The 24,708-nt window shown below is 56.8% G+C and carries 24 protein-coding genes; 10 read left to right on the top strand and 14 right to left on the bottom strand.

Going from position 1 to position 24,708, the window contains the following annotated elements; genetic code table 11:
• Nucleotides 1-24 precede the first annotated feature (24 nt).
• Both AC2FF7_RS12945 and AC2FF7_RS12940 read left to right on the top strand, forming a co-directional pair.
• Nucleotides 25-438 carry a group III truncated hemoglobin gene (locus AC2FF7_RS12945; protein ID WP_496905752.1) on the top strand — a complete coding sequence of 138 codons (414 nt, stop codon included), beginning with the start codon at nucleotides 25-27 and terminating at the stop codon, nucleotides 436-438.
• 134 nt (nucleotides 439-572) lie between these two features.
• Nucleotides 573-1,511: a DMT family transporter gene (locus AC2FF7_RS12940; RefSeq protein ID WP_170355825.1), complete on the top strand. Its 939-nt coding sequence runs from the start codon at nucleotides 573-575 to the stop codon at nucleotides 1,509-1,511.
• Between the two features lie 52 nt (nucleotides 1,512-1,563).
• Here the strand turns inward: AC2FF7_RS12940 and AC2FF7_RS12935 are convergent, their stop codons facing one another.
• On the bottom strand, nucleotides 1,564-2,676 hold the full coding sequence (locus AC2FF7_RS12935; protein WP_496905751.1) for an S-(hydroxymethyl)glutathione dehydrogenase/class III alcohol dehydrogenase: 1,113 nt from the start codon (nucleotides 2,674-2,676) through the stop codon (nucleotides 1,564-1,566).
• Nucleotides 2,677-2,805: 129 nt separating this feature from the next.
• Between AC2FF7_RS12935 and AC2FF7_RS12930 the strand changes: the two genes are divergently transcribed.
• Together AC2FF7_RS12930 and AC2FF7_RS12925 are read left to right on the top strand one after the other, a co-directional pair.
• Entirely contained in the window at nucleotides 2,806-3,093 is a 288-nt protein-coding gene (locus AC2FF7_RS12930) for an I78 family peptidase inhibitor (protein ID WP_170755159.1), read from the top strand.
• Between the two features lie 61 nt (nucleotides 3,094-3,154).
• Nucleotides 3,155-4,807 (top strand): Y-family DNA polymerase, encoded by a 1,653-nt coding sequence (locus tag AC2FF7_RS12925; RefSeq protein WP_170355820.1) that lies wholly within the window; start codon nucleotides 3,155-3,157, stop codon nucleotides 4,805-4,807.
• A gap of 15 nt (nucleotides 4,808-4,822) precedes the next feature.
• Here AC2FF7_RS12925 and AC2FF7_RS12920 read toward each other — a convergent pair whose 3' ends face one another.
• Nucleotides 4,823-5,548, bottom strand: a complete 726-nt coding sequence (locus AC2FF7_RS12920) for an SDR family NAD(P)-dependent oxidoreductase (protein WP_170355818.1) — start codon at nucleotides 5,546-5,548, stop codon at nucleotides 4,823-4,825.
• Nucleotides 5,549-5,737: 189 nt separating this feature from the next.
• On the opposite strand from AC2FF7_RS12920, the gene AC2FF7_RS12915 reads away from it, so the two are divergent.
• From AC2FF7_RS12915 to AC2FF7_RS12895, 5 genes are read left to right on the top strand one after another with little or no spacing between them, the layout of a single operon-like run.
• Nucleotides 5,738-7,060 (top strand): NAD(P)/FAD-dependent oxidoreductase, encoded by a 1,323-nt coding sequence (locus AC2FF7_RS12915; RefSeq protein WP_170755156.1) that lies wholly within the window; start codon nucleotides 5,738-5,740, stop codon nucleotides 7,058-7,060.
• The gene (locus tag AC2FF7_RS12910; RefSeq protein WP_496905750.1) at nucleotides 7,023-7,559 is read left to right on the top strand and encodes a chalcone isomerase family protein; all 537 of its coding nucleotides are present in this window, start codon (nucleotides 7,023-7,025) and stop codon (nucleotides 7,557-7,559) included. The genes AC2FF7_RS12915 and AC2FF7_RS12910 overlap by 38 nt, the downstream gene beginning before the upstream one ends.
• Nucleotides 7,559-8,782, top strand: a complete 1,224-nt coding sequence (locus AC2FF7_RS12905; RefSeq protein WP_496905749.1) for an MFS transporter — start codon at nucleotides 7,559-7,561, stop codon at nucleotides 8,780-8,782. The genes AC2FF7_RS12910 and AC2FF7_RS12905 overlap by 1 nt, the downstream gene beginning before the upstream one ends.
• A complete protein-coding gene (locus AC2FF7_RS12900) occupies nucleotides 8,779-9,396 on the top strand; it encodes a DUF3833 domain-containing protein (RefSeq protein WP_496905748.1) in 618 nt (205 codons plus the stop codon). The genes AC2FF7_RS12905 and AC2FF7_RS12900 overlap by 4 nt, the downstream gene beginning before the upstream one ends.
• Nucleotides 9,393-9,935 (top strand): DUF3833 domain-containing protein, encoded by a 543-nt coding sequence (locus AC2FF7_RS12895; RefSeq protein WP_170355810.1) that lies wholly within the window; start codon nucleotides 9,393-9,395, stop codon nucleotides 9,933-9,935. Before AC2FF7_RS12900 ends, AC2FF7_RS12895 begins: the two co-directional genes overlap by 4 nt.
• Before the next feature lie 51 nt (nucleotides 9,936-9,986).
• On the opposite strand, the gene AC2FF7_RS12890 is transcribed toward AC2FF7_RS12895, so the two are convergent.
• The 11 genes from AC2FF7_RS12890 to AC2FF7_RS12840 form a co-directional block, all read right to left on the bottom strand.
• A complete protein-coding gene (locus AC2FF7_RS12890) occupies nucleotides 9,987-10,994 on the bottom strand; it encodes a porin (protein ID WP_170355807.1) in 1,008 nt (335 codons plus the stop codon).
• Nucleotides 10,995-11,335: 341 nt separating this feature from the next.
• Complete coding sequence (locus AC2FF7_RS12885) at nucleotides 11,336-12,499, bottom strand: TonB family protein (protein WP_496905747.1); 1,164 nt, start codon at nucleotides 12,497-12,499, stop codon at nucleotides 11,336-11,338.
• Complete coding sequence (locus AC2FF7_RS12880; RefSeq protein ID WP_170755151.1) at nucleotides 12,496-12,873, bottom strand: ExbD/TolR family protein; 378 nt, start codon at nucleotides 12,871-12,873, stop codon at nucleotides 12,496-12,498. Before AC2FF7_RS12880 ends, AC2FF7_RS12885 begins: the two co-directional genes overlap by 4 nt.
• Entirely contained in the window at nucleotides 12,870-13,196 is a 327-nt protein-coding gene (locus tag AC2FF7_RS12875; protein ID WP_170356050.1) for a biopolymer transporter ExbD, read from the bottom strand. The genes AC2FF7_RS12880 and AC2FF7_RS12875 overlap by 4 nt, the downstream gene beginning before the upstream one ends.
• A 31-nt stretch (nucleotides 13,197-13,227) precedes the next feature.
• The gene (locus AC2FF7_RS12870) at nucleotides 13,228-13,893 is read right to left on the bottom strand and encodes a MotA/TolQ/ExbB proton channel family protein (protein WP_496905746.1); all 666 of its coding nucleotides are present in this window, start codon (nucleotides 13,891-13,893) and stop codon (nucleotides 13,228-13,230) included.
• A complete protein-coding gene (locus AC2FF7_RS12865; protein ID WP_496905745.1) occupies nucleotides 13,890-14,324 on the bottom strand; it encodes a hypothetical protein in 435 nt (144 codons plus the stop codon). Before AC2FF7_RS12865 ends, AC2FF7_RS12870 begins: the two co-directional genes overlap by 4 nt.
• 135 nt (nucleotides 14,325-14,459) lie before the next feature.
• Entirely contained in the window at nucleotides 14,460-16,748 is a 2,289-nt protein-coding gene (locus AC2FF7_RS12860; protein ID WP_496905744.1) for a glycoside hydrolase family 9 protein, read from the bottom strand.
• A 334-nt stretch (nucleotides 16,749-17,082) separates the two neighbouring features.
• Nucleotides 17,083-18,009, bottom strand: a complete 927-nt coding sequence (locus AC2FF7_RS12855; RefSeq protein ID WP_496905743.1) for a glycosyltransferase family 2 protein — start codon at nucleotides 18,007-18,009, stop codon at nucleotides 17,083-17,085.
• A gap of 1 nt (nucleotide 18,010) precedes the next feature.
• Nucleotides 18,011-18,976: a glycosyltransferase family 2 protein gene (locus AC2FF7_RS12850; RefSeq protein ID WP_496905742.1), complete on the bottom strand. Its 966-nt coding sequence runs from the start codon at nucleotides 18,974-18,976 to the stop codon at nucleotides 18,011-18,013.
• A gap of 37 nt (nucleotides 18,977-19,013) precedes the next feature.
• Complete coding sequence (locus AC2FF7_RS12845) at nucleotides 19,014-19,895, bottom strand: sulfotransferase family protein (protein WP_496905741.1); 882 nt, start codon at nucleotides 19,893-19,895, stop codon at nucleotides 19,014-19,016.
• Between the two features lie 73 nt (nucleotides 19,896-19,968).
• On the bottom strand, nucleotides 19,969-20,769 hold the full coding sequence (locus AC2FF7_RS12840; RefSeq protein ID WP_170355795.1) for a WecB/TagA/CpsF family glycosyltransferase: 801 nt from the start codon (nucleotides 20,767-20,769) through the stop codon (nucleotides 19,969-19,971).
• Between the two features lie 266 nt (nucleotides 20,770-21,035).
• Between AC2FF7_RS12840 and AC2FF7_RS12835 the strand changes: the two genes are divergently transcribed.
• Nucleotides 21,036-23,270 carry an exopolysaccharide transport family protein gene (locus tag AC2FF7_RS12835; protein WP_496905740.1) on the top strand — a complete coding sequence of 745 codons (2,235 nt, stop codon included), beginning with the start codon at nucleotides 21,036-21,038 and terminating at the stop codon, nucleotides 23,268-23,270.
• A gap of 120 nt (nucleotides 23,271-23,390) precedes the next feature.
• Here AC2FF7_RS12835 and AC2FF7_RS12830 read toward each other — a convergent pair whose 3' ends face one another.
• Nucleotides 23,391-24,695: a polysaccharide biosynthesis/export family protein gene (locus tag AC2FF7_RS12830; RefSeq protein WP_496905739.1), complete on the bottom strand. Its 1,305-nt coding sequence runs from the start codon at nucleotides 24,693-24,695 to the stop codon at nucleotides 23,391-23,393.
• Nucleotides 24,696-24,708: the final 13 nt, after the last annotated feature.

Here is a 24,708-nt window from a genome sequence, read left to right as displayed (position 1 = left end):
AACAGAGTCGAAAACGGACCAAACATGACCCGCCCCACGCTGCCGCCGCGCTTTCCCGCGACCCCAGATCAGATCAATGCTCAGGTCGCCGCCTTTTACGCCCGCGTGCGCGAGGACGCGGTGCTAGGACCGGTCTTCAACACACATGTCCAAGACTGGTCCACGCATGAGGAAAAGATCGCCGCCTTCTGGCGCAACGCCATCCTGTATGAGCGCAGCTATGACGGCAATCCGCAGCGGGTCCATATTGAACGGCCCGACGTGCAGCCCGACATGTTCGCGTATTGGCTGGACCTGTTCGAAGAGGTCGCAATCCAGACCTTGCCGTCTGAAACCGCGACTCCTTGGGTTGCTCTGGCCCGGCGGATCGGTGTGGGGATGAAGGCCGGTGTGCAATCTGCACGCCAACCCAAAGACGCCCCTCCCATCCTGCGTTGATCCCAGGACATGGCGGTTTTGCCATGTTAGCGGTAAAATAGGGGCTATGCGGGTCGGCCAAATGGGTTTACTCAGGGGTACGACAGCCCCAATGCGCTGCGCCCCTACACCGACACATCACCCGAGGCCGCCTCATGAGCACTCAGAACACCACCCTTCGGGGGCTTGGCTATGCGTTTGCGGGCTTTGCCGTTTTTGCGAGCCACGATGTGCTGATCAAAGTGCTGGGTAGCACCTATTCGGTGATGCAGATCATTTTTTTCGCAACGCTGTTTTCCTTTGTGCCAATGGCGGTGACGATCCTGACCGACCGGACAACGGGCAATTTCCGACCACATCATCCGTGGCTGGTCCTGCTGCGCTCGGCCCTGATGGTGACATCCATGGTCTGCGCCTTCTACGCTTTCTCGGCGCTGCCGCTGGCCGAGGTCTACTCGCTGTTATTCGCCTTCCCTCTGTTCGTCACCGTCCTGTCGATCCCGATCCTGGGGGAAGTCGTGCGCGCACAGCGTTGGGCCGCCGTCGGCTGTGGCCTGATCGGAGTTCTGATCGTCCTGCGCCCAGGTGCCACGGATATCACTCTGGGGCATCTCGCGGCCCTGACTGCGGCGTTTTCCAGCGCGTTAGGGTCTGTTTTGGTACGCAAGATCGGGAATGAGGAACGCTCGGCCGTACTGATCCTTTATCCGATGCTGCTGGCCATTGTGGTCATGAGCTTGATGCAGCCCGCTGTTTACCAACCACCCTCGCTGCTGCATCTGGCGATGATGGCGCTGGTGGGCGTGTTTTCGGTCATCGCCCAACACCTGATCATCCTTGCCTATCGCGCCGCGCCTGCAGGCGTGGTCGCCCCCAGCCAATACAGTCAGATCATCTGGGCCACATTGTTCGGCATGGTCTTTTTCAACGAGCGGCCGGATGGCTGGGTCGCTGTTGGGGCCAGCATCATCATCGCCTCAGGCGTCTATGTGGTCTGGCGCGAAAGCCGGGCGAACACCTCGTCGGTCAATACCCCGGTTCTGAGGGTCCGCTCGCCCCGGTCCGACACAGGCGCAAGCCGTCCCGGCAAATAAAAACGGCGCGCCATTCACAGCGCGCCGTCCTCAAAATCGCAGGTTCAGGGCCTTAGTAGACCACAACCGAGCGGATGCTTTCGCCCTTGTGCATCAGGTCGAAACCGTGGTTGATGTCGTCTAGACCCATGGTGTGGGTGATCATCGGGTCGATCTCGATCTTGCCTTCCATGTACCAGTCGACAATTTTCGGCACATCGGTCCGGCCCCGCGCGCCACCAAAGGCCGTCCCTCGCCACGAGCGGCCCGTGACCAGCTGGAACGGACGGGTCGAGATCTCGGCCCCCGCAGGTGCCACGCCGATGATGATCGACTCACCCCAGCCCTTATGCGCCGATTCCAGCGCAGCGCGCATTACGCCCACATTGCCGGTGGCGTCAAAGGTGTAGTCGCCGCCGCCTTTGGTCAGGTTGACCAGATAAGGAACCAGATCGCCTTCAACCTCGGCCGGATTCACAAAATCGGTCATACCGAAGTTGGTCGCCATCTCGACCTTGGCCGGGTTCAGGTCAACGCCAACAATCTGATCGGCCCCAGCCAGACGCAGGCCCTGAATCACGTTCAGACCAATGCCGCCCAGACCGAATACGATGGCACGGCTACCGATTTCCACCTTGGCAGTGTTTATGACAGCGCCGATACCGGTGGTCACACCGCAGCCGATATAGCAGATCTTGTCGAAGGGCGCGTCCTCACGCACCTTGGCCAGCGCGATCTCGGGCAGAACCGTGTGGTTGGCGAAGGTCGAGCAGCCCATATAGTGCAGGATCGGATCACCATCCAGGGTCGAAAAGCGCGAGGTGCCATCAGGCATCAGGCCCTGTCCCTGCGTTTCACGGATCGCCTGACACAGGTTGGTCTTGGGATGCAGACAGTATTCACACTCACGGCATTCCGGCGTGTAAAGCGGGATCACGTGGTCGCCCGGCTTCAGGCTGGTGACGCCTGGGCCGACCTCAACCACGACGCCTGCGCCTTCATGGCCCAGAATCGCGGGGAACAGCCCCTCAGGGTCGGCACCCGACAGGGTGAATTCATCGGTGTGGCAGATGCCGGTGGCCTTGATTTCCACCAGAACCTCACCCGCTTTGGGGCCTTCAAGGTTCACATCCATCACTTCCAAAGGTTTGCCCGCCTGAACGGCGACGGCGGCACGGGTACGCATATCGTTGTCTCCCTGTCTTCTTTGCCCCGACCCTGCGGCAATCGCAGGAGGTTTTCAACTGCGCTTTGGTGACAGGTTTGTTAAACATCTGATATTGCAGAAACGACATTGCCGGAAAAAGGAACGCCAATGTACCGTTTTATCCCCACGCTGGCCTTGCTGGTCGCCTGCACCCAGACACCCGCGCCCGAGGACGCGCCCCTGTCGCCCGAACCTGCGCCGGTTGATCTGGCGTTTTGTCTGGGTGAGCCCTTTGCCAATTCCATTGGTCAACCTGTCTCGACCATTCAGGCCCAATTGCCTGAACGGTCCCGCGTTCTGGGGCCCGACGGCATTGCTACGCAAGATTACCGGATCGACCGGCTGAATGTGTTTGTAGATGAGACCGGGATCATTCAGCGCCTGACCTGCGGCTAGGCGTGGACTCGGCAGACGATTCTACGATAAGAACAAAATGGGAACATTTTGATGTCTGCCGATGCCAAAACGCCGAATACTCTCGCTCTGGTTTCCTCGTCTGGGGGCTGAACGGCTGATCCGCGCTGCGCGGGGGCTGCAGGATGGGCCTTTGGCTGTGGTGACCGAGCAGTCGAACATGCAGGTGATCACATCGCTGAACGCCACGGCGCAGACCGTCGGGTTGCGCGTGGGCCAACCAGTGCGCGATGCCCATGCCATGTGCGCCAATCTGGTGACACGCCCCCGCAACGCCCCGGCCGAGGCTGCGTTTCTGACCGCCCTGCGTCGGTGGGTAGGCAAGTTCAGCCCATGGGTTGCCGAAGAAGCCCCCGACGGCCTGATCGTGGATCTGTCAGGCTGCGCGCATCTCTTCGGCGGGGAAGAAGCGTTATTGAACGTGATCGAAACCGACTGCGCAGATATGGGGCTCAGCGTGCAGATGGGCATCGCCGACACGTTGGGCGCGGCCTGGGCGCTGGCGCGTTATGCGGGGCAAGAGGCCACCTCCGACCGCAATGGCGACGCCATCAGCCAAGAGGCCCGCGCCACCCGCGCCCGTGCCGTCAAACGGCGGCACTGGACCAAGGGCGGGGCCGCGCCGCAGGTGGTCGCCTTGGGCGGCGGCGCGCGGATCGCAGCGCCGGGGCAATCCTATGGCGCGCTCAGCCCCCTGCCCATCGCGGCGCTGCGGCTTGAGGATCAGGTGGTCGCACAGCTGAACCGTCTGGGTCTGCGCCGGATCGGCGATCTGTTGGGGCAGCCGCGTGCCTCGCTGGCGCGGCGATTTGGGCGGGGGCTGGTGCTACGGCTAGATCAGGCGATGGGCAGCGCGCCCGAGCCGGTCTCCCCCGCCCGCCCGCCGCATCACTTTGCGGTGCGGATGACCCTACCCAACCCGATCGGCCTGACCGAGGATGTGATGGCCGCCATCGACCGCGTTCTGCCAACGCTCTGCACCAAGCTAGAGGAGAAAGCGCGCGGGGTACGCACCCTACGGCTGGAAGCTCATCGCGCCGATCAGGCCGCCGAGGTTATCGAGGTCGGACTGGCCCGCCCAACCCATGACAAACACCGTATTCGACCTTTGTTAGAGATGAAAATTGACCAGATCGACGCGGGCTATGGCATCGACATGCTGCGGCTTGAGGCGGTGCAGACGGAACCCCTACACGCCCGTACCATGGCCGGCCATGCCGAGGCGCGCCGCGTCGCCCGCAACCGGTTGGACGGCAACACCGCCGTCGAAGACCTTACGGCCAAGCTGGGGGCGCGGGTCGGGTTGGAGGCGATCACAAGGCGGCACCCGGCGGCCTCGCATATCCCCGAGAAAACCGCACAGGTGCTGGCCGCTGCGTGGTCGGAGCCCGCGTCCGACTGGCCCGCGCCGCCGCGCCCGCGCCCCTTGCAGATGTGGCAGCCCGAGCCGGTAACGGCCCCAGATACCCCAGACGTGCCCAGCACCTTCCGCTGGCGCGGGCGAGACTGGCAGTTGGCGCAGGCGACGGGGCCGGAACGGATCGCACCCGAATGGTGGCTGGATGACCCCAACTGGCGCAGTGGTGTGCGCGATTACTGGGTGGTTGTGACCGAACAGGGCGAACGGCTGTGGCTGTTTTATGGCCACGGAGGCACCATGTCGGCGGGCTGGTTTTGCCACGGTCAGTTTGGATAAATACCTAATTAGGGTCTATTTTCCGCGATATACCAGCCAATCCGGCAGGTAATCGATCAGTCGGATCACCCAGGAAAACGGCGCGGGAAAATCGGTGCGGAACCGGCGACGCCCCATCGCTTTGGCCACGCGATTTGCTGCATCCTCGGGCGTCATCAGCATGGGCATCTTGAAGCTGTTCTTCTCGGTCAGGCGGGTCTTGATGAAGCCCGGATTGACGATCCGCACAGTCACACCAGTTCCAGCCAAATCATGCCGCATCGTCTCCGCCAGAGACACCAGCGCCGCTTTGCTGGCCCCATAGCCAATTGCAGCAGGCAACCCATGGTATCCGGCCAGAGACCCGATAAGCGTGATCTCACCCTGCCCGGCCTTGACGAAACCGGGCACGGTTTCTCCCAACACGCGCATGGCCCCGAGATAATTCACATCGACCATCCTCAGCGCGGTTTCCGTGTCCCAATCGCCACTGCGCATGGGATCATAGGCCCCGGCGTTATAAACCAGACCATCCACCGCGCCCGCCCCGGCCACTGCGGCGCGAACCGAATCCAGATCAGTCACATCCATAGGGATTGCGCGAGCGTTGGGCAAAGTTTCACACATCTCGGCCAGACGGTCGGCATTGCGCGCGGATAAGATCAGATGCGCGCCCTGACGGCTGAGAGCTTGGGCTAAAGCCCGCCCCAGACCTTCGCTGGCACCAATGATCCAATAAGTTTTTCCGTCAAAGCTGCTCATTCCGCGACCGTTTCATATGTTGTGTTTCTTTTACGACCGCGACGGGGCGCTGGATCAAAAGCAGATCCGCCAAGTCTTCTGTAACCCGAGGTCACAAAATAGTGCATTCAAGAAAAACACCTAATCCGATTGATCCACCCAGGCCCATTCTGCGTATCTTATTGTAATACGTTACATAACGAGGCTTGAATGTTCGACGAATCCCGGGGCGGCCGGAAAAAAATCGCAGTCATTGGCGCAGGCATCTCGGGTCTCTCCGCAGCTTACTACCTGTCAGAAAACAACGACGTAACCGTCTTTGAGGCCGAACCCCGACTGGGCGGCCACGCGCGCACGGTTATGGCCGGAAAGAACGGCGATCAACCGGTGGATACCGGGTTCATCGTCTTCAACTATGTGACTTATCCCTACCTGACCGCGCTATTTGACGAGTTGAACGTCCCGGTCATCAAGTCGGAAATGAGCTTTGGCGCCACCATTGACAATGGCCGCATCGAATACGGGCTGAACAACCTGCGCACCCTGACGGCGCAGAAACGCAACTTGGCCCGTCCCGCCTATTACAAAATGATCGCCGACATCCTGCGGTTCGGAAAAGAGGCCCCAGAGGCCGCCCAAGACGATGACACCACAATCGGAGAGTTGGTGGATCAGCTACGCCTGGGCCATTGGTTCCGCCACAACTATCTGATGCCCATGTGTGGCGCGATCTGGTCGACCCCAGTTGAGTTCGTGGATCAGTTCCCGGCCCGCTCGCTAGTGCAATTCTTCCGAAACCACGCTCTGCTGGCCAGTGGACGCGCGAAGCAGCATCAATGGTATACCGTCAAAGGCGGTAGCATCGAATATGTGCGTCGCATCGATGCCGCCCTGCGCGCGCGCGGATGCGATATCCGATTGGCTGCACCGGTTGATCACGTGAAACGCGACGATGTGGGTGTTACGGTCCACAGCCAAGGTCACGCGGATCAGTTTGACGAGATTATCCTAGCCACGCATTCCGATCAATCGCTGGCCATTCTGGGCGATGCCGCGACCGAAGCCGAGCGCGCGGCACTTGGCGCAATCCGGTATCAGCCCAATACAGCGATTCTGCATTGCGACGAACGCCAGATGCCACGGCGACGCGCCTGCTGGTCCAGTTGGACCTATCGGTCGCAGGCTGGAAATGTTGGCGTAACCTACTGGATGAACCGGCTTCAGAATATTCCGGACAGTGACCCCCTTTTCGTGTCGCTGAATGCTTCATCAGAAATTCCTGCGGATAAAATCTATGATCAAGTCGAATTTGCCCACCCGGTATTCGACAAAGCAGCCCTGAAAGCACAAGGGCAAATCCGCGAGATGCAGGGACAGAACCGAACCTGGTTTGCCGGCGCCTATAACAGGCACGGCTTTCACGAAGACGGGATTGCCAGCGCGATGCATGTTGTTGCGCAGCTGAACGGCACCCCGCAAACCCTCGGAGCTGAAAATGACACTCTTGCAAAAGGCCCGGCCATCCCTGCCTAAGGGTGGCTTCCGCGCGGCGTTGATTTCGGTGTTGCTGCTGGCCTCTGGCGGGCTTGCAGCCTCACCGGGCCTGAACACGCTGGACAACCCTCAACTGCATGGCACGGCAACCTACCGGTACTTGGGATTGCCTCTGTATAATGCACAGCTGTTCACACAGCGCGGTGCGTCGTTTGATTGGGGGCAGGACTTTGCTCTTGAACTTCAATACCGCCGCAACGTGACGAAAAAGGCGCTGATCAATTCGACACTGGATGAGATGGAGCGCATCGGCAGCCCGGCCCCAGTGCGCGATCAGCTTGAAACCTGCTTCAAGGCCGTGAAAAAAGGCGACCGATATCTGGCCGTATCAGATGGACCAGATCGCGTGTCTTTCTGGCTGAATGGCGCCAAGACCTGCACGATGTCCTATCCGGGCATCAAGCGCAGTTTCATGTCTGTTTTCTTGGGTGAAAACACGCGCTCGGCCTCCTTCTCGCAGAAGTTGCGGGGAAAATAATGCTGTATCCGCGGGTCAGCCTCTATGCGCTGATGCTCGCGGCAGCGGGTATCCCGCTTTATATTCATCTGCCGCGTTTCGCCGCCGTCAATCTTGGTATCGGACTGGGTGTAATCGGTACTGTCCTGCTGGTGATCCGGTTGGTCGATTTGGTGCAGGATCCTTTGATCGGCTGGGCCATCGACCGTTGGCCCAAGGCCCAACTTGTATTCGCAGCAATGGCTGCGCTGGGATTGGCCATTGGCTTTCCGGTCCTCTTTAACTTGCCCGAAGGCGCAAGCATCGCAGCATTAGTCTCTGTTCTGGTGTTACTGTTTTCGGCCTACAGCCTCGGCACGATCCTTTTGTATGGCCGCAGCGCCACCCTTGCAAAACAGACAGATCCGAAAGAACTGATGACATTGGCCGCATGGCGCGAAGGCGGCCAATTGTTGGGAGTGGTCGTCGCAGCCAGTGCCCCTGCTCTGTTTCTGGCGTTCGGAGCGGCCGCTCAGGGATATCCAGCTTTCGGCATATTCTTGGGCCTGTTAGCGGTGCTGACATGCGCGGTGACGTACCCCATTTGGCTGCGTACGCCGATTACCGGCGATGGGTTATCTTTTGCAGGGCTGGGTCAGGCAGGTGCGCTGCGTCTGTTGGCTTTGGCGCTGGTGAACAGTTTGCCTGTGGCCATCACATCAACCTTGTTTTTGTTCTTCGTTGAAGATCGCCTGCAATTGCCTGGAAAAGCCGGGCCGCTATTGATCCTGTTTTTCCTCAGCGCCGGGGCAAGCGTTCCGCTTTGGGCGCGCCTAAGCAACCGAGTTGGCCCGAAACAGACTCTGATAATCGCCATGCCCCTTTCGATCGCAGGCTTCATCGGTGCCGCCACTCTGTCGGCGGGGAACCTGACTGGGTTCGCAGTGATCTGTATTGCATCTGGTGCCGCATTGGGCGCGGATATGGTCGTGTTGCCAGCGATGTTCTCGGTCGTACTGACGCGCGCTGGCCTGAACGCATCCGCGGCGTTTGGCATCTGGTCATTTGCGGGCAAACTGGGCCTTGCATTGGCCGCCTTCTTCACTTTGCCGCTGCTCGAACGCAGCGGATTCGCTCCGGGACAAGCAAACTCGGCCGAGGCTCTGAATACGCTCAACCTCGCTTACGCAGTGCTGCCCTGCATCCTGAAACTCGGCGCGTTCGGACTGGTTCTGACGTTGCCAACGGAGGTCACTTCCAAATGACACTTGTTGCCATCCTTCTTGCCGCCATCCTTTTGGTGATCATTGCAAAGCGGAGGTTCCTGAGCTTTCGCTCACAGGTGCCTGCGGACTACGCAAGCACAGGCCCTGCCTTTAACATGAAACAGAACCTGAACGGGGAAATCCTGTCCGAGGGGTTGATCTATGGACCCAACGGCAAGATGACCAACAGCTTTGTTGCCCGTATGGTTGGCGAATGGGACGGAAACACCGGTACACTGGCCGAGTATTTCACCTATTCCAACGGCCAGCAGATGACCCGCAAATGGTATCTGACACTGGGCACTGGCAACACATTTACCGCCACTGCAGATGACATCGTGGGCGAGGGTCAAGGCACGATCTCGGGGTCTACAGTCAAGTTGAAGTACCGGATCATTTTGCCGCAAGATTCAGGCGGGCATACTCTGGACGTGACCGATTGGATGTATCTGACCGAAAACGGTGTGATCATGAACCGATCCGAGATGCGCAAGTTCGGAATAAAGGTTGCCGAACTGGTTGCCACGATGCGCCCTGCGCCCGAGGTCAAGACCGCGTATCTGAACGGGGCAAACGGATATGATGCAGACAGCGACGTGAGGCCGCTGCAATGATGATCCGGAGGCTTACTGTCTCAGCTCTGGCGATCGTGGGGATTGTGGCTTTAGCATCTTGTTCGGCCAAGCCGCGCGTTCCAAAGACGTTCCTGTCAGACCGGCAATTGAATCTGGAAGAGTTCTTTGAGGGCGAAACCGTAGCCTATGGGCAGTTCCAAGACGTTCTGGGCAATGTCCCGCGACGGTTTACTGTGGATATAGACGGCACATGGGACGGCAAAACGCTGACGCTTGTCGAAGATTTTGTTTATGACGATGGTGCCACGGAACAGCGGATCTGGACTCTGACCAAAACAGGTGAAGATACGTGGACAGGAACCGCTCCGGGTGTGCTTGGCACCGCCTCGGGTGTCGAGCGTGGGGATACGTTCAACTGGAAATACAAAATCGACCTGCCCATCAAAGAAGGCACAATGCGCGTGAACTTCGACGATTGGATGTGGCTGTTGTCGGATGACCGTTTGCTGAACCGCGCTTATGTTTCGCGTTACGGCGTGCGGTTGGGCGAAGTCATTCTGTTCTTTGAAAAGAAATGAAAAAGGGCGGATCTAAGGACCCGCCCAATAGTCTGTATGGTTCAGATCAACTTAGAAGTTGAACTGAGCACCAAAGTCAGCGCGGATGCGGCCGTCTTCGTCACCGTCTTTGATCTCGCCAACAGCGCCACGCAGGGTCGCACCGTTGCCCAGGTCGTAGATGGCACCAACACCGATGTTGCGCGTATCGTCATCCGCATTGCCGTCACCGTAAACGAACTGCAGGGTGGTTGCTGCGCCAACGTTGTAAGATGCCGACAGACCATAGGCAGTGCCGTTTTCGGCATCGTCAGCAACGTCGTCGTCTGCCAGGAACAGGGTGCCGTAGAAATCGCCCAGTTCTGCGCCGATGGTCAGAACGGCCAGGCTTTCTTTTTCAACGCCAGCGCCTTCGTCGGTCTCACCATAGGCCAGCGACGCGGTGATGTTGTTGAATGTGTACGAACCGCTTACGTCCCAGCGATCGCGATCGTCAGTCTGACCCGCGCCCAAGAATTGAGTGTCCTGATCATACGAGGCCGAGAACGCGAAATCGCCGACGGTGTAACGGAAGAATACCGCGTTTGCACCGGAACCGGTCGAGCTGTACTCGAGGAACGAGTAGTTAACGCCAACGTACTGGCCAAGGAATTCTTCCAGGCCGGGTTCGTTGCCGAAATAGTCATCCAGGTTGTCGAACGAACCCGAGACGTTGCCCGCGTCAACACGCAAGCCGCCGTAGATGACCGAGAAACGGGCGCCGTTCAGACCAGCTTCGTTCTGTTCACCGGTGGACGAGTCGTCGTCGGCCTGCAAACGAACGCGGCCCTGGAATTCGACACCGCTGTCGGTTTCGACATTGGCGTCGATGTTCAGGCGGAAACGCGACACCAGAATGGTATTGTCGGTCGAAGGATTGTTCACGTTGACGGCGCCGCCGGCGGTCGTGGTTGTGGTTTGTGCAGAACGATCTTCTTCGTAGCCAATACCAAAACGACCGTAGCCGCTGAATTTAACTTCCGCGGCAGCAACGCTTGCGGTTGCGATCAGCGCGGTCGATGCGATGAGGAGTTTTTTCATGGTGTGATTCCATAAATTTCGAGAGGAGGACAGCCGCGCAATTGCGACTTGAGCTTCCATTCTTAGATTTACAGAAATTACGCAATATGTATCTTGCGTTTTTTTGTCAGCGCAATGGAGTCTGTTGCATCTTTGCACTGATCGTTGATCCCGCCGCATGCGGTTAGCGTTTATTTAAGAACCATTCGGGGATTCACCAGAAACATTACAAAGGTGTGATCAACAAAAGTGGCGGTGGGCCTTGAAACGGCCAAGCGCCGGACTGTCGCATTGAAAATAAAGGTAAATTCAAAACCCAAATTTTTGAGTGCAGATAAAACGATCTGCATGTCCGATGGTGGTCAATTGCTGGTGTAAAAGAACGACAAACTGCGGCTGGTTCCTCCGGGTGGCAGAGGGAACGGCTCGGCGGCGCGAACTTGCGCGCGGGCAGCGCGGTCGACTTCGGGCGAGCCGGAACTGTCCACCACATCGACAAAGGCCAGTGATCCGTCAGGGTTGATCCGGAAGAAAACCTGCGCAAAGCCGCGCGCCGAGACAAAGACGACCGGGGCGCGGTTCAGATGGACCAGAACCTCGCCCGCATAGTTGGTGGTGTCCGAATTCCCGGGCCCCCGCCCACCAGACCGAGTGCCACTGTTGCCTCGGGTGAAGTTATCGACCCCGCTGCGCCGATAGGTGGATAAGGGCGACTCGATCTCTTGCGAAGGGAATCTCAGATCACTGAAATCCCGCGCGCCATTACTTGCGCCCTGCCGTCGGGGTGTCGGCTTGCGTTCGGGCCGTTGTGGCCGGATCGAGGACCGAACAGCCAGTTCCGAATCCGCCTCGGTCTCTTCCGGCTCGGCGGTTGCTTCGGGCAGAACGGGATCGACCGCTTCATCTTCAAGCGGCACAACCGGCACGACAGAAATTTCGGGCACAGGTTCAGCGTCGGGTTCAGGAAGCGCTGCCAGTTCTTCGACCTCCGGTGTCACGGGCGGCGTTTCGGTGGGGGCCTCAAGTTCCTCGGGCAAAACGTCCGGATCGCCTTCGGGTATCTCGACCACCTCTGCTGTTTCCACGGACGGAGTTTCTTCAATTTCATCGCTCGCGGCTTCTTCGCCTTCAGATGTATCTTCGGTCTCAGCCACATCCGGTTCGACTGGCTCGGTTTCTACGGGCTGCACAACTTCGGCCTCACCAACATCCGGTGAGAAGGTCTGCTGAGGGTTTTCCGAGGCGACTAGCGCCTCGCTGACCGGCACTTCAGGTTCCTCTGGCAGTTCTTCGACAACTTCTTCTTCGGCTGGCGGCTCGGGCTCGGGGACAGGCTCCGGCTCTTCCGGTGCTGATGCGGGTTCGGCAAGGTCTTCGAAACTGTTGCCCAGTTCAACCGTATCTTGCGCGTCCGAAGTGCCAGCATCCTGAACCAGATTTGGCGTCGTAAAAGCAAGCCCCATGAAATGCAGAAGCAATGACACCAGCACGGCGACAACCGCGATGAAAATGGACCCCCGGATCATTCCAACGCCTTTTGGGTCACCACGAATACAGATGTTGCCCCAAGACGACGCAATGTCCCCGTAACTTCGACCAGACGCGCGCCCAGCGCCTCGCGATCGGGGACGATCCGCACCGGGCCGGGCTCTCGACCTTGCATATAGGCTTCGGGCTCAATCTCTGTTCCGCGAAAACTCAGGCTGCCGTCACTGTGCATTACCAAAGCATCGGGAGGTTCGCGCCCATCCAATTCGGACGTATCCACAAGCTGAAGATCCGGATCCAGCGGCACCGCAACCGTTCCGGCGATCAGAAAGAAGATCAACATCAGAAAGATGACATTGATCAGAGCGATCGTGGAGTCGCGTTTACGGCGGGGACGGATTGAGCGGATCATTCCAGCACCAAAACGCTGAGACCTTCGCGCCCCCTGAGCCGGACCAAAAGGTCCACCAACCGCTGCGAGGTGGTCGCCTCGCCCAAACTGATCAGAATCTGGCCGGTTTCGACCTGCGCCGTCAGATCATCGAACGTAATGTCAGCACCGTTCAAAGTCAGCGTCTCGGGCCCGAGTTGAACAAAAAACCGTTCGGTCGGGGTATCAGAGGGAGTGCCGCCGCCGGTCGCGTTACTCAGCTCGATTTCGGCGTATTTCGAAAAAGTTGACGTGAGCATGAAGAACAGCAGCAGCAGAAAGATCACGTCGATGAGCGGCGTCATCGACAGCGGTCGTCTGACAAAGGGCGCCCTGTTACGCATGTCCCGGTGCGGTTTCCATGGGTTGGTCAGTATCGGCGAGCGGGATCGCTTGCCCAGGCACAAGGATCGTGCGCAGCGCCTTGTCGGCGAATACTCTTTCACGTGCCGTCCGGCTTTCGAACCAAGACAGGACCATTGAGGTCGGCATAGCCACGGCCAACCCTACGGCAGTCGTGATCAGAGCCACCCAAATTCCGCCCGCCAAAAGTGACGGATCAACAGACGAGCCAGCGGATTGCAGGCTTTGAAACGCCTCGATCATACCCAGAACAGTCCCGAACAAACCCAGCAGCGGGGCCAACTGCGCCACCGTGTCTAACAGGCGAAAGCCGCGTTCAAGCCCGGCCAGCGCCAGCCCGGCTTCGGCATCCAGACGTTGGTCCAGCCCTGGTGCATCCGGCGCATCCATGGCCACTTCAACCAGCGGTGCCAGATAGCTGCGGCTTTTGGCCAGCCGCGCGCGCGCCGTCTGCTTGTCGCCATCATCCCAGGCGGCCAATGCCTGCGACAACACCCGGTGCCGTCCAACACCTGACACGGCGAACTGCCAGACCTTATAGAGCGTCACCGCAAGGGTCACGACGGACATGGCAATCAGGATCGCAACAACCGGCCCGCCAAGGTTCAGGATTTCGCGCAGCGCGTCAATCGGGCTCATCCCAGAAGCTCCACATCTGTGCGGCTACTCAGCTTCAGTGCCTCAATGCAGATCGGACTGTCTGCGCCGTCGACCGAGCATTTCTTTGCACCGTTGATCAGCACTTGGCCGATGGACGCGCAGCTTACGTCGCGCAGGTCAAATCGCCGTAACCGGGGACGATCCACGGGCAGTTCGCGAAAAGGGTACAGCGTCAGGGTGATCAGACTGCCGGATGTGTCGAAGATAACCGTTTCGAAACTGGCGTCTTCTATGTCGACACCGGTTTTGTTTTCGACCAGGAAGTTCATACGACAGCCCTGTTCGACATCCTGCAAGGCATTCAATTCAATCTGCAAATTCCCCGGCCCACTGTCCTGAGACTGCGCGGCAGACGCGAACGGCAAGCTACAGAAGATCAAAGCCACAAGGGCCGGGCGGAGAAACGGCATTTACGTGCTCCCGATTGTTCAAAGCGGACATCGAAGACCGACGACACTTGACTGGCGATCCGCTACACATAGCGAACACCGCAAGCCGGTAAAAGAGTAGCAGACGGCTTTGTGAATTTCGTGGCAGACCTGCGCCTATTCGGTTGTAGTGTCACCATTTCCCGACGCCTCATCAGAGGGTCGACGCGTTGCGAATGCACAGGCAACCAACCATTCCATCGCGTTCGCCTTCATGTCATGTTCCGCTGTCACGGCGATACTGCGACTTTCGAAGATCTGATTGTAAATCGGCCAGTCATCCTGGAGAGAAGGGTAAATCGACCCTTGTGTCTTTCTCTGCTCCCATTTGTGCATCTTGCCTCCGGCTACTCCAAAGCTGATCTGGCCGGGAATCGTGGCCGTTCCACGCCGGTCGGTCATCAAAGGGTCCGAAAAATCGCGATGCCCCATACCTTGCACAAAACTGACATTGGCGGGATTGCAGCCCAGCCCGAACCACATGCCTTCCGCAGCCTTGTCCAGCAAATCCTGCGGCACGTCCTCTGCCAACGCACCGTACATGGCAAACTGCCCGGCTCTCCAGTTCGAGCCGGGACCAAAACGCATCCAACCCCGGCCCCAAGGGTACGTGGCCGTCGTGTGCAACCCGAAATCCCGCCCCATTCTTTCGCCTTTTAAAGCGCGCGATTTTATCCAGCGACCGATCGCGGTATACACTTTGCTGTTTACGGGCCTGCCTTCTTTGGCGGCTTTCATATATTCGGTATTGCTGTAGGGATAGACACCCAATCGAACGCCGTCCACAGGCGTATCAGCCTGCGGGGCAAACGGGTTATGAGCTTCAAACGCGGTGCGCGCCTGTTTGTTACCGGTCGCCCGATACAAAGCCGCCGCGGCAGCGACACGAGCCTCGGCGACCCTGCTTTTCGACAAAACGGCCGTCTCATCAGCTTCGTCCATGTCCGGCACGGGTTGCTGTTCCGCCCAATTCCACGCCGACAGGGCTTCGGCAATGATCGCATCGCCCAGCACCTGGTCTGCGCAGGTGTTCTTGATCACATGCCCCAGCTTGGCTGCGCCGAAGACGAACCGATAAGCGGCCCAGACCTCGGGTCCATAGGCATAGATTTTCTGCACCGGGTTCCATGAAACCGATCCAAATATCCCGCTTCTGGAATACTCGACGCCCCCTATGATCGCACCATCCTCGTGCTGTGTGCGACGCCACAAAGACGCGCCCCAAAGTGCCTCGTGGATCAGATCAGGCAGGACGGTTTGACCATCTCCGATATCCTGCGCGTTCTTTTTGGCCTTCACGGCCGGATGCGCGAAAGGTTTGCCGCTTTCAGGCAGATTCAGGTCCAGAGTTCGACAGTGATCATGAGCCTCGACAAGTTCGGCCATGTGAAAGACCACATCCATGTGCTGCACGCGGCGATCCCAGTCACCCGCGTCATGCCATCCACCCCATGCGCTTGGATTGGTCGGCATCGTCGACAGTTCGGGCGCGGCGTCGGTACCTCCTGCCCCCTGTACATACTCGGACAGCAATTCAAAAACGCGCGCTTTTCCGTAGCCCTCGCTTGTAACGCCCAGTTTAACGTCCGTTTGCCATATTCTGAGCCCATCGTCGGGGTGGCCGTCGCGCGGCCGCGATATCCCCTCGCCGAATGGTTCCGCAATTTCACAACCGGATCTCTGGTAATAGTACCAGCGGGCAGCCAGTCGCAGGGCTTTGTCGTAAGGTGCGAGTGATACAGGGAAGGGAAAGGACCGACCCAACCCGTCGACATGAAGATGAAAATCTCCCTCGAGATTCAGGTCAGAAAAGTCAGCCTCATATATATCGCAGCCATTGAAATTAAGGTCTTTCCGATGCGGCTCGGCCCCAGGTTTCACTAGTCGCAGACGACCTGACATCGCTTCGACCCCGTCTTGGGTGGACGTAAGGCGCCAAACCGTGTCCTCCGATACTGCGCCATCCGTGGTTCCGGCCCGGCCGTTCTGGTCCTGCCCCCACCACGCACCGACATATGCCTTCTTTGGCCCGGTCAGAGGATATCCGGAGTGACAAACGTGGATCGCTTCGCTGAACGGGTTTTTTTCTCGGCGGTGTTCGATCCTTTTTACAGACGGCCCCTTGATGGCAACGACCGCACCGTCGGGAATGTCTTGATCCAGTTCGAAGGTTACAACATGCCTTTTCGTGCTTTCGAAACGTCCGTTTGCGACTGCCATCGTCTGAACAGGTGTCGATTTGCGGTACAGCGCGGTCACCTGCACGGCTGTACCGTCGACGGTCACTTGCCACTGATCAGCCTCATCAGCCAAAGCGTGCTTTTGATGGTCTTCTTTGCCCAGACGAAACCCGCCCAAGCGGCTGCCCTTCTCGACTTTGGCCCAACTTGTGAAAAGTTGAGGCATGGTTGCGCTCTCATTCCCCGAGAAGTTCCCTGAACGACCATTCAACTTCCCAACCGAACCGAAATCCTTTGTTGGGTCCGGCGACCATACGACTCGGTCACTAGCGGTCACTTCAACAGATTCAGGTGCTGCCAATTTGGTATCAACAAGAGTGAGCTGGATAGTACTTGCGCCAATAAACCCAACACTATCTTCTGTCACATGCTGTCGCGCCTGAGCATGAACCGGCGCGGCCCCAGCCCAAAAAAGCCCTGCCAAACAGGTGCTTTGCAACAAAAACATACGCCGAGACAAAGCCATTGATCATGCGCCCCCTTCTGATCATTCGCCTATCTTACACCCTTCGATCCAAACTGCGAACGAAGCGCCAGATCAATTTCGGGCGAAACAAGCTGTCCGGGTACATGATCACGCCACATAAGCCTTCGAACAAGGCGACGGGTTTGCGCCCATACAGGTACTGATTTCGGACACCCGACCAAAACGCATCTATGTGCCGCGCACGTAAAAGAAAACGCAAACGCGCGCCGAATTCTTTTTGCATCTCAGGATTAACCGCAATCTTCTTGACGCAAGGCACCTGCTGCACAAACAGCGAACTGCGTGTTTTGAAATTCGCCCCGTTTGCGACCTGACGGTAATACAACAAAGCCGGGCCTCGGATCACGCTGAATTGGCCATGCAGCAAGACACGGCACCAGAATTCCCAATCTTCCCCGGCGGTCAGGTCTTCGTCATATCCTCCGGACAGCCGTGCAACCTCGGTGCGCAGGGCAAGCGCGCCTCCGTTTACGACGAAGTTCTTTTTCAACAAGGCAGGCAGTTGTTCTCCGTCCGGTACCAGCGACCTGTTATCAGCACCGCGCAGATGTTCACCTTCGACATTAATACGCTGGACGCCCGCCAGCGCTCCGATTGCGTCAGAACCTTCGAGAGCGTCCTTGTAAAACAGCAGCCCATCAGCGTGCAGCAGATCATCCGCATCCAGGAATAACACGTAGACACCACGCGCCAGACTTAGACCCAAGTTTCGTGCGGCGCTAACACCCTTGGCCGGCCCGACAACGGGAATGAAACGCGGGTCGCGACCGGCAAACTCTTCGATGATGCCCCGAGTTCCGTCGGACGAGCCGTCGTCAATACAAAGAACCTCGAAATCTGCGAAGGTTTGGGCAACAAGGCTTTGAAACGTTTCTTCGATGAAACGTTCCATGTTGCGTGCGGGAATAACCACCGAAAACACCGGGTTTGCCTGCTGCATGTCAACGCCCCCCTATGCGATCGACCTGAACGGCCGCCGCGCTATATTCGGAAAAGGTTAATCGCGCCATCGCCGCCAGCATTCCCGCACCACGACAGACTTCAAGAACACCCCGATACATCCTTGCTCTGGAGCCGAAACCCAAACACAGGCACAAGGTTGCCCCCCACCCGATGGCCCCGACGCCTTTGACCATCCGTAGAACCACCCCCTGACGCCGGATCAATGCGATGCGCCCCAATGTATTGCCCTTGCGGAACCAACGTCGGCTTAGCCAACGCATGGTGGTCCTGTTTTCCGGGACATCATCCCAAACCAGCGCATCGGCTGCAGACCGGATCATGCCGCCCGTTTGCTTTAACCGCGAAAAGAACTCTTCATCCTCGCCTCCGGTCGTGTTGAAGCGCATGTCGAACCGCAGGCCATGCGCCCGAATGACCGCAGCATCCGCGATCGAGTTGTTCGTTGCAGCAGAAGGTAACTGAGCCCGATGTTCATAAGGCCCCATTTGAAACAGCCCTAATGCGTCCACCCAATCTGGCGGTTGTTTCCGATACTTGGGCTGGACTGCGCCCTGCACAGCAACCGTCTCGGGTGTTTCAATCACATCAAGCATGCGCGCCAACCAAGTAGGAGAGGCCGTTTCATCATCGTCCAAAAAGGCGAAATACCTTGCATCATATGGGGCCTCAGCCAGAGTCCGGTTGCGCGCCGAAACAATTCCGCGCTCGTGCTCGATCACGTAGATCACCGGCCAAAGGCTGAGCCCGTGTATGTCGCCCAACTGGGATTGTGCCGTTTCATCCGGCGCGTTGTCCGCGATGACCAGCGTGATCCGGACATTCCAACCGTCCAGATACTGCGCATTCAGGCTTTCGATCAGCATTTTCAGCCCATGGGGTCGCCGATAAGTCGCAATGCAAATCGCGACATGCAGAACGGGGTCTTGCTGAACCTTAGCGCACATTTTCAATCGCCCCAACTGGTTGGAAGAACCCCATGACTCACCCTTGGGATTCGGAACGGTCAGCAAACACGTCCCGCCATGTCGGCCACGGCAAAACATCTCGACCAGCTTGTTGGGCCACATATTCCATGTCCGGCATGAACTGACTTGCCAGGCGTTGCCGCGTTTCCGGCATCGGCGGTGCCACTTTGGTTTTCAGGTGCTGCCTGTTCATCGACAGCGCCTGTTTCAATCCCGGCAATTCCTTCAGGGAACTTACCAGACCCGGCATGCCCAACGAACGGATTGTATCGCCGCCATATCGGAGTGTTTTTTGCACCCCGGGCATCCTATACGTGATGCTTTCATGGTGGCGGGCACCCAGGGACACAGGGTTGGCCTCGGCCGCGACGCCAAGGTGGTTGCAAACTTTATCATAGGTGCCACGGGGATCGGCGGAAATATCCTCGGAGAACAGCAACAGCAGCGCATCTCGATCAAAATGGGCAAGCCAACTTTCCAGATTGGCCTTGTAGTGACTTTGAAGCGCATAGGCAGGGTTTTGCGCCCATGCGGTCTCGAACGAAGTTGCCGGATCAATGTGGCCCTTGCGTATTTCGTGCATATGGTTCGAAAACGCCCGCTCGATCGGATCACGCAAAATGCAGATCAGTTTGAGATCTTTGTTGTAGGCCCGTGCCCTCTGAGCTGCGTCGCGACTGAAAAAATAGGTGGGCGAACACTCACCCCTGATACGGCCCTCAGAATTGTCGTCGAAACAGGATTCGTACCACGTGTACCCACGGTCATAATTTGCAGTGAAAAAGTTCAGCTCTTTCGTTTCGCTGGTTACCACTTCCGGGTGTTCCGCGAGGACATGATGCAGCCATGTTGTCGCGGCTTTTTGCGCGCCAATGCCAATAAATCCGACTTTCGCCACTTTAAAACACCTTCCAACTCATCAACAGAACCCGCCCGACGACTTGAAATACGAAATACGCCGGCGGTGTGTGTTATTGCCGCCGCAATCGCCGGGATATGTCTTTTCTCAGAACAATACTCAGCGCGTGCGGAATGGTGTGCACATACCTTTTGATCAGGTATCGCGGACCAGTTGCAATTCGGTGCAACCATTCCAGCCCCGACTTTTGCATCCACAAAGGCGCCCGAGCGTAATCACCAACTATGTAATGATAACACCCGCCACAGGTCACAATCCAAGCGCAGTTTTCCAACTTTGGAGCAATGCGCGCAGCGAAATATTGCTCTTTCGGCTTACCCAACCCAACCCAAAGAATATCCGCGCCGCTCGCATTGATATCTTCGATAATGGCATCTTCTTCGCTTTCATCGAAGTACCCATTGCGCCGTCCGGCAATTTTCAAACCGGGATACAAATCCTTGAGTTTTTCGGTACAGTCGCGGTTTATTTCTTCGACGCCGCCCAACAAATAAAAACTAAGATCATTCTTCACTGCGACTTTTGCCGCCGAATGAATAAAGTCAGTGGTCGCAGTTCGTTCGGGGATTCGGGGTTGGCCCTTAATGAACTTGGAGGCCCAGACAACAATCTGGCCGTCCGCATGGACAATATCGGCAGAGTTCATGACCTTTGTGAACCGTTCATCCGTGGAATACGCGGAAATTGCATGCGCATTAGACGAAAACACCGTCAACGCACGGCCCAGCTGTCCTGACCTACGTTGCTTCACGTCTTCAACCATGGCTGACGTGAGTTCTTCGTCACTTGCAACTGCGACAGGCATTCCACCCACCAAAATATGCGGCAAACGCATTTCGGCATGTTTACTCATAATCAGTCGTCCCTAAAAACAAAGGTAGATACTAGGTACGGCGTAAGGTTAGCAGGCGTAGTGATTCTTACTATTAAATTTGGCTCTGAAACCCGGATTGCGGGCGAATTAACCTAAGTTAAGACTATTCTTATCACGTTATCCCGACTTTTAGCATCAATAGTTAAAATTTTAGTCTATTGTTCGCGCAATTGCAGATTTTTCTGTTGAATGCCCCCCTCTCGGCTTATGTTTCAAGATATAGATATTTAGTTTGTTTGTGAGTTATGACCGATCAGTACCGAAGAAGTTTGGATGCGGAATTATCAGGACTGGGACTGACCTCGGCAGGCGACCCGGAGCTTAGGGTTCTGTCAAACATTGCCTGGGCAATCCGGCGTTCTTTGTTTTGGGTACTATGCTTAGGCTTCATGGCGGCAGTTGTGGCCTATGCCCTGACGTATCTGTCGGTTTCAAAATATACGTCGAACGCCAAGGTAATGATCGAAACCCGCGTTCAGACGGAAACTGAATTCACACCGCAAGTATCCGGTTTGCCCTTGTCGCTAACTTCCCTTGAAAGCGAACTGATCTTATTGCGCTCGACTGACTTGATAGAAACTGTCGTTGACCGGTTGGAGTTGCAGAACGACCCCGAGTTTTCCGGGCAAGACGAAGCTACTTCGTTGTCTCCGATTGATCTGGCACGGGGGCTGAAAGACCAGCTGGTCGCCTACCTTGTTGGAGAAGACAACGAGCTGGCGACCGGCGGTGAAGGTCAGCCAGAACTGGACCTGACGCGAGAAACCACCATAAAAAACCTGCAAGACTCAAGAAGTATTGAACAGATTGGCGATCTTTCGGCGGTTTATGAAATTCGGGTAACCTCGGAATCTCCGCAAAAAGCGGCGTTAATCGCAAACAGTCTGGCCAGTGAATATATGACGCTTTTGACCAGAATGAAGCGCGATGACCTTGTGCAATCGCAGCAATGGCTTGCCACCCGGATCGGTCAAATACGCGAGGACTTGAACACGCTCAGCTCGGATCTCGAGGCGCATTCGATTGATACCCCCTTCACTCCGGACGAATACGCGACAATCAAGGCGCAGAGAATTAAGGCCGAAAAACGAGCAGCTCTGGTTGGTGATGAACTGTTCGAGATCGACGGGAAGTTAAAGACCCTGCGTTTCCTGAAAAGCAATGATCAACTGATTGAGGCGGTCGAGTTCGCGACAGAGACCGGGCTGATGTCCCAAGTTCCGGGCAAGGCCCTCGACTCTAAGGAAAGCGTTGCGGTGCTCGAAGATGCCCAAAATGCTGCAGAACGCAGATCTGACGTTCTGAAAGGGCAACTTGCGGCATTGAATCTCACTATCGAAAACTTCAAGGAACAACAGGTTCGTCAAGTTCAGCACGATTCAGTCACCAAGAGAATTGAAAACGAAATTTTGGTCGCTGAAGCAATCTATCGGGATTTTGTTTCTCAGCTTGGCCGCCGTGCAGAGCAAGGAGAGTACCTGGACGCTGGCGCGCATATTATCGAAACCGCGCGGGTTCCCGTTGAGCCTTCCGAACCACGGCGCTCGGTTACTGCGCTTATGGTCATGTTCGTGGTTGTTTTCTTTGGGTTGGCATATGTTGTTATTCGCGAACTATTCCAAAAACGCCTGAGAACCACTTACGAGCTTGAAAACGCCACTGGCATCAAGTTGTCGGCGATTGTGCCAGAAATGAAACGGAACCGTCCGTTCGAAACATTTTTTACAAAGAACGGTAAGATCGATTCCCAGCTTCTTCACTACGGGCGCAAACTTTTGGCGAACGCCGATTTTGGCTTACGTACACTTCGCCAGGATGGGGAATTGTCGACGTCTCAAGCTGCTGAGTTTTTTTCGAAGAGTCTGGACATCAAAAGCAACCATCGTACCCCGGAAAACGGGTGCATGATCTTTTCAGGCGCAACCGCGCTGGCGGATGAAGGCAAGACCTCTACGCTTCTACTGCTTGGTGCTGTCGGTGCCCAGGCGGGGTATCGAACATTGATCGTGGATTGCGACACAGTAACATCGACTTACCGAGACCTGTCTCAAGTCACCGAAGAGTCTCTGAAATACGCTGCCAACCACCCGTTATCTCTGCAGGATTTCATAGTTGGAACACCACAGGACGGGTTGGATGTTCTTCCCCTTGTCGGAACGCAAAAGGACACCAAACTGATCAAGTCCGTTGAGGATTTTCTGTGTTCTCAAACTTTCCTGAACCTGCTGCATGGGTTGGCGGATTCATACGAGGTCATTCTGCTGGACACGCCACCACTTTTGCAGGCCGTCGAGTCCGCCTATCTTTCTCAGGTGTCGCAGCGTGTCATTCTGTTCACGCGCTGGAACAAGACTGACAGAAACTATGTTATGCAGGCAATGCGTGAGCTGGAAAATGCAGGGGTACGTCCGGCTGCCTTGGTCGCAACTCGCGTGGATATGAAGCAAATTAGAAAATATGGCGATCCGCTAATGGCGTAAGCCGGGTTAGCCGGTGGGTTCAAGCGTGCAGAATGTCTGCCGTCGTGAGTTTAAATGCGACCTGCCGATAAACACAGTTTAGCCAGTTTCGGTTCAGCACAAGGCCGGAAGAGAACGCGATCACTCCGTCAGCGGAGGTTCCGGCGCGATTTCCTGGACCGAGATCTCAAGGCTGTCCCCAGGCAGCAACTGAGTCAGCTTGTCGACCTCTCGGGACTGCAACTGGCCATCTACCATCCGAAAAACGGTAACGGTGTAGTCGATATCCATAATCAGGCTTTCAGTACCGATTTCATCCGAGGCGCCCGCAAGATACTTCGAAATAGTGTCCATCTGATGCCGCGCGTCTCGAACGTCCAAAGTAGCTGCCCTTCGTTCCTGAAGCAGCCGCAACGATCGCTCTTGTTCGTATTGCTCTTGGTCCCGTATCAGCCGGGTCATGATCAGACTTGTGCCCGCGAGGTCTTCCTCGACATCCAAAAGGCGGGTCGCTGAAAGAACGGTCGTACGCCGCGTATCAGCCAAACGGGACCCAGGAGCCAGACCTTTGTCGACCAGGCTGACGACTCTTGCTTCTTCCTCTTCGTCGGCCTTCAGCGCCTTGGCCAATTCGGTCTTTTGCTCTTCGAGAATCCGAATTCTTTCAGAAGCCTGTTTTTGTGCATTCGTGAAAAATTCGCGCTCACCGGCCTCATTTTCCTGGTTGATTTTCCGGATTCTGATTTGCTCGGCCACCAATTCACTCAGAACTTTAGGTGATACCGAAACCGCAGTTTCCACCGGCGGCAGCAAATCCATGTCCTGAGCTATCTCGGACGAGGCACGCCAAGCCGTAACAATACCTTCTGCATGTTTTAGTGCTGCTTGTCCGTAAGCGGTTTGCCATCGCAGCAATTGAATAGGATCAATGGTGATATCGTCAGTCAGCAGGCGGCTTCGGACGCCACCGGCCAAAGCCACGGCCTCGCGCGCGGTTATTGCCACCCGAAAATCGATCTGACCGGTTTGCGCAACATCGCCCCCGACAATAATCGGTCGGTAGCCGTTGCGCACGATTTCAATCTCATCGCCGTCCAGCTGGATAATGTAAATCTCGCCGTTCTGGTCGTATTGCTTGACAATTTTTCCGGCCGCATCCAGTCGGACGAGTTGTTCAAGCTCATCTGTGGACCTGCCCTGAGCTTGAAACTGTCCTAACCATTTTAAATTGACATCCCCATGCGCATCTATGGTCGCGTCAAAGGACAGATCCTCGAGCCCGGTGAAGGCGACAGTCACTTCGTCCCCTGGCTCAAGATCAAAATCTGCGGCTGCTGTGGTCGCCACCAACTGACTAAGGGACAAGCCCAATATCACTCCGGAGACCAAGCGAATGCCTTTCACCCGTTGCACGCCGCAGTCACCGTTTCTTTTGTCGCGTTTCATTTCAAAATATCTC

Source organism: Ruegeria sp. YTSC325 (assembly GCF_059609525.1).
Note: the sequence above shows the minus strand (reverse complement) of the source record. Positions and strands in the feature narration are given on the sequence as shown.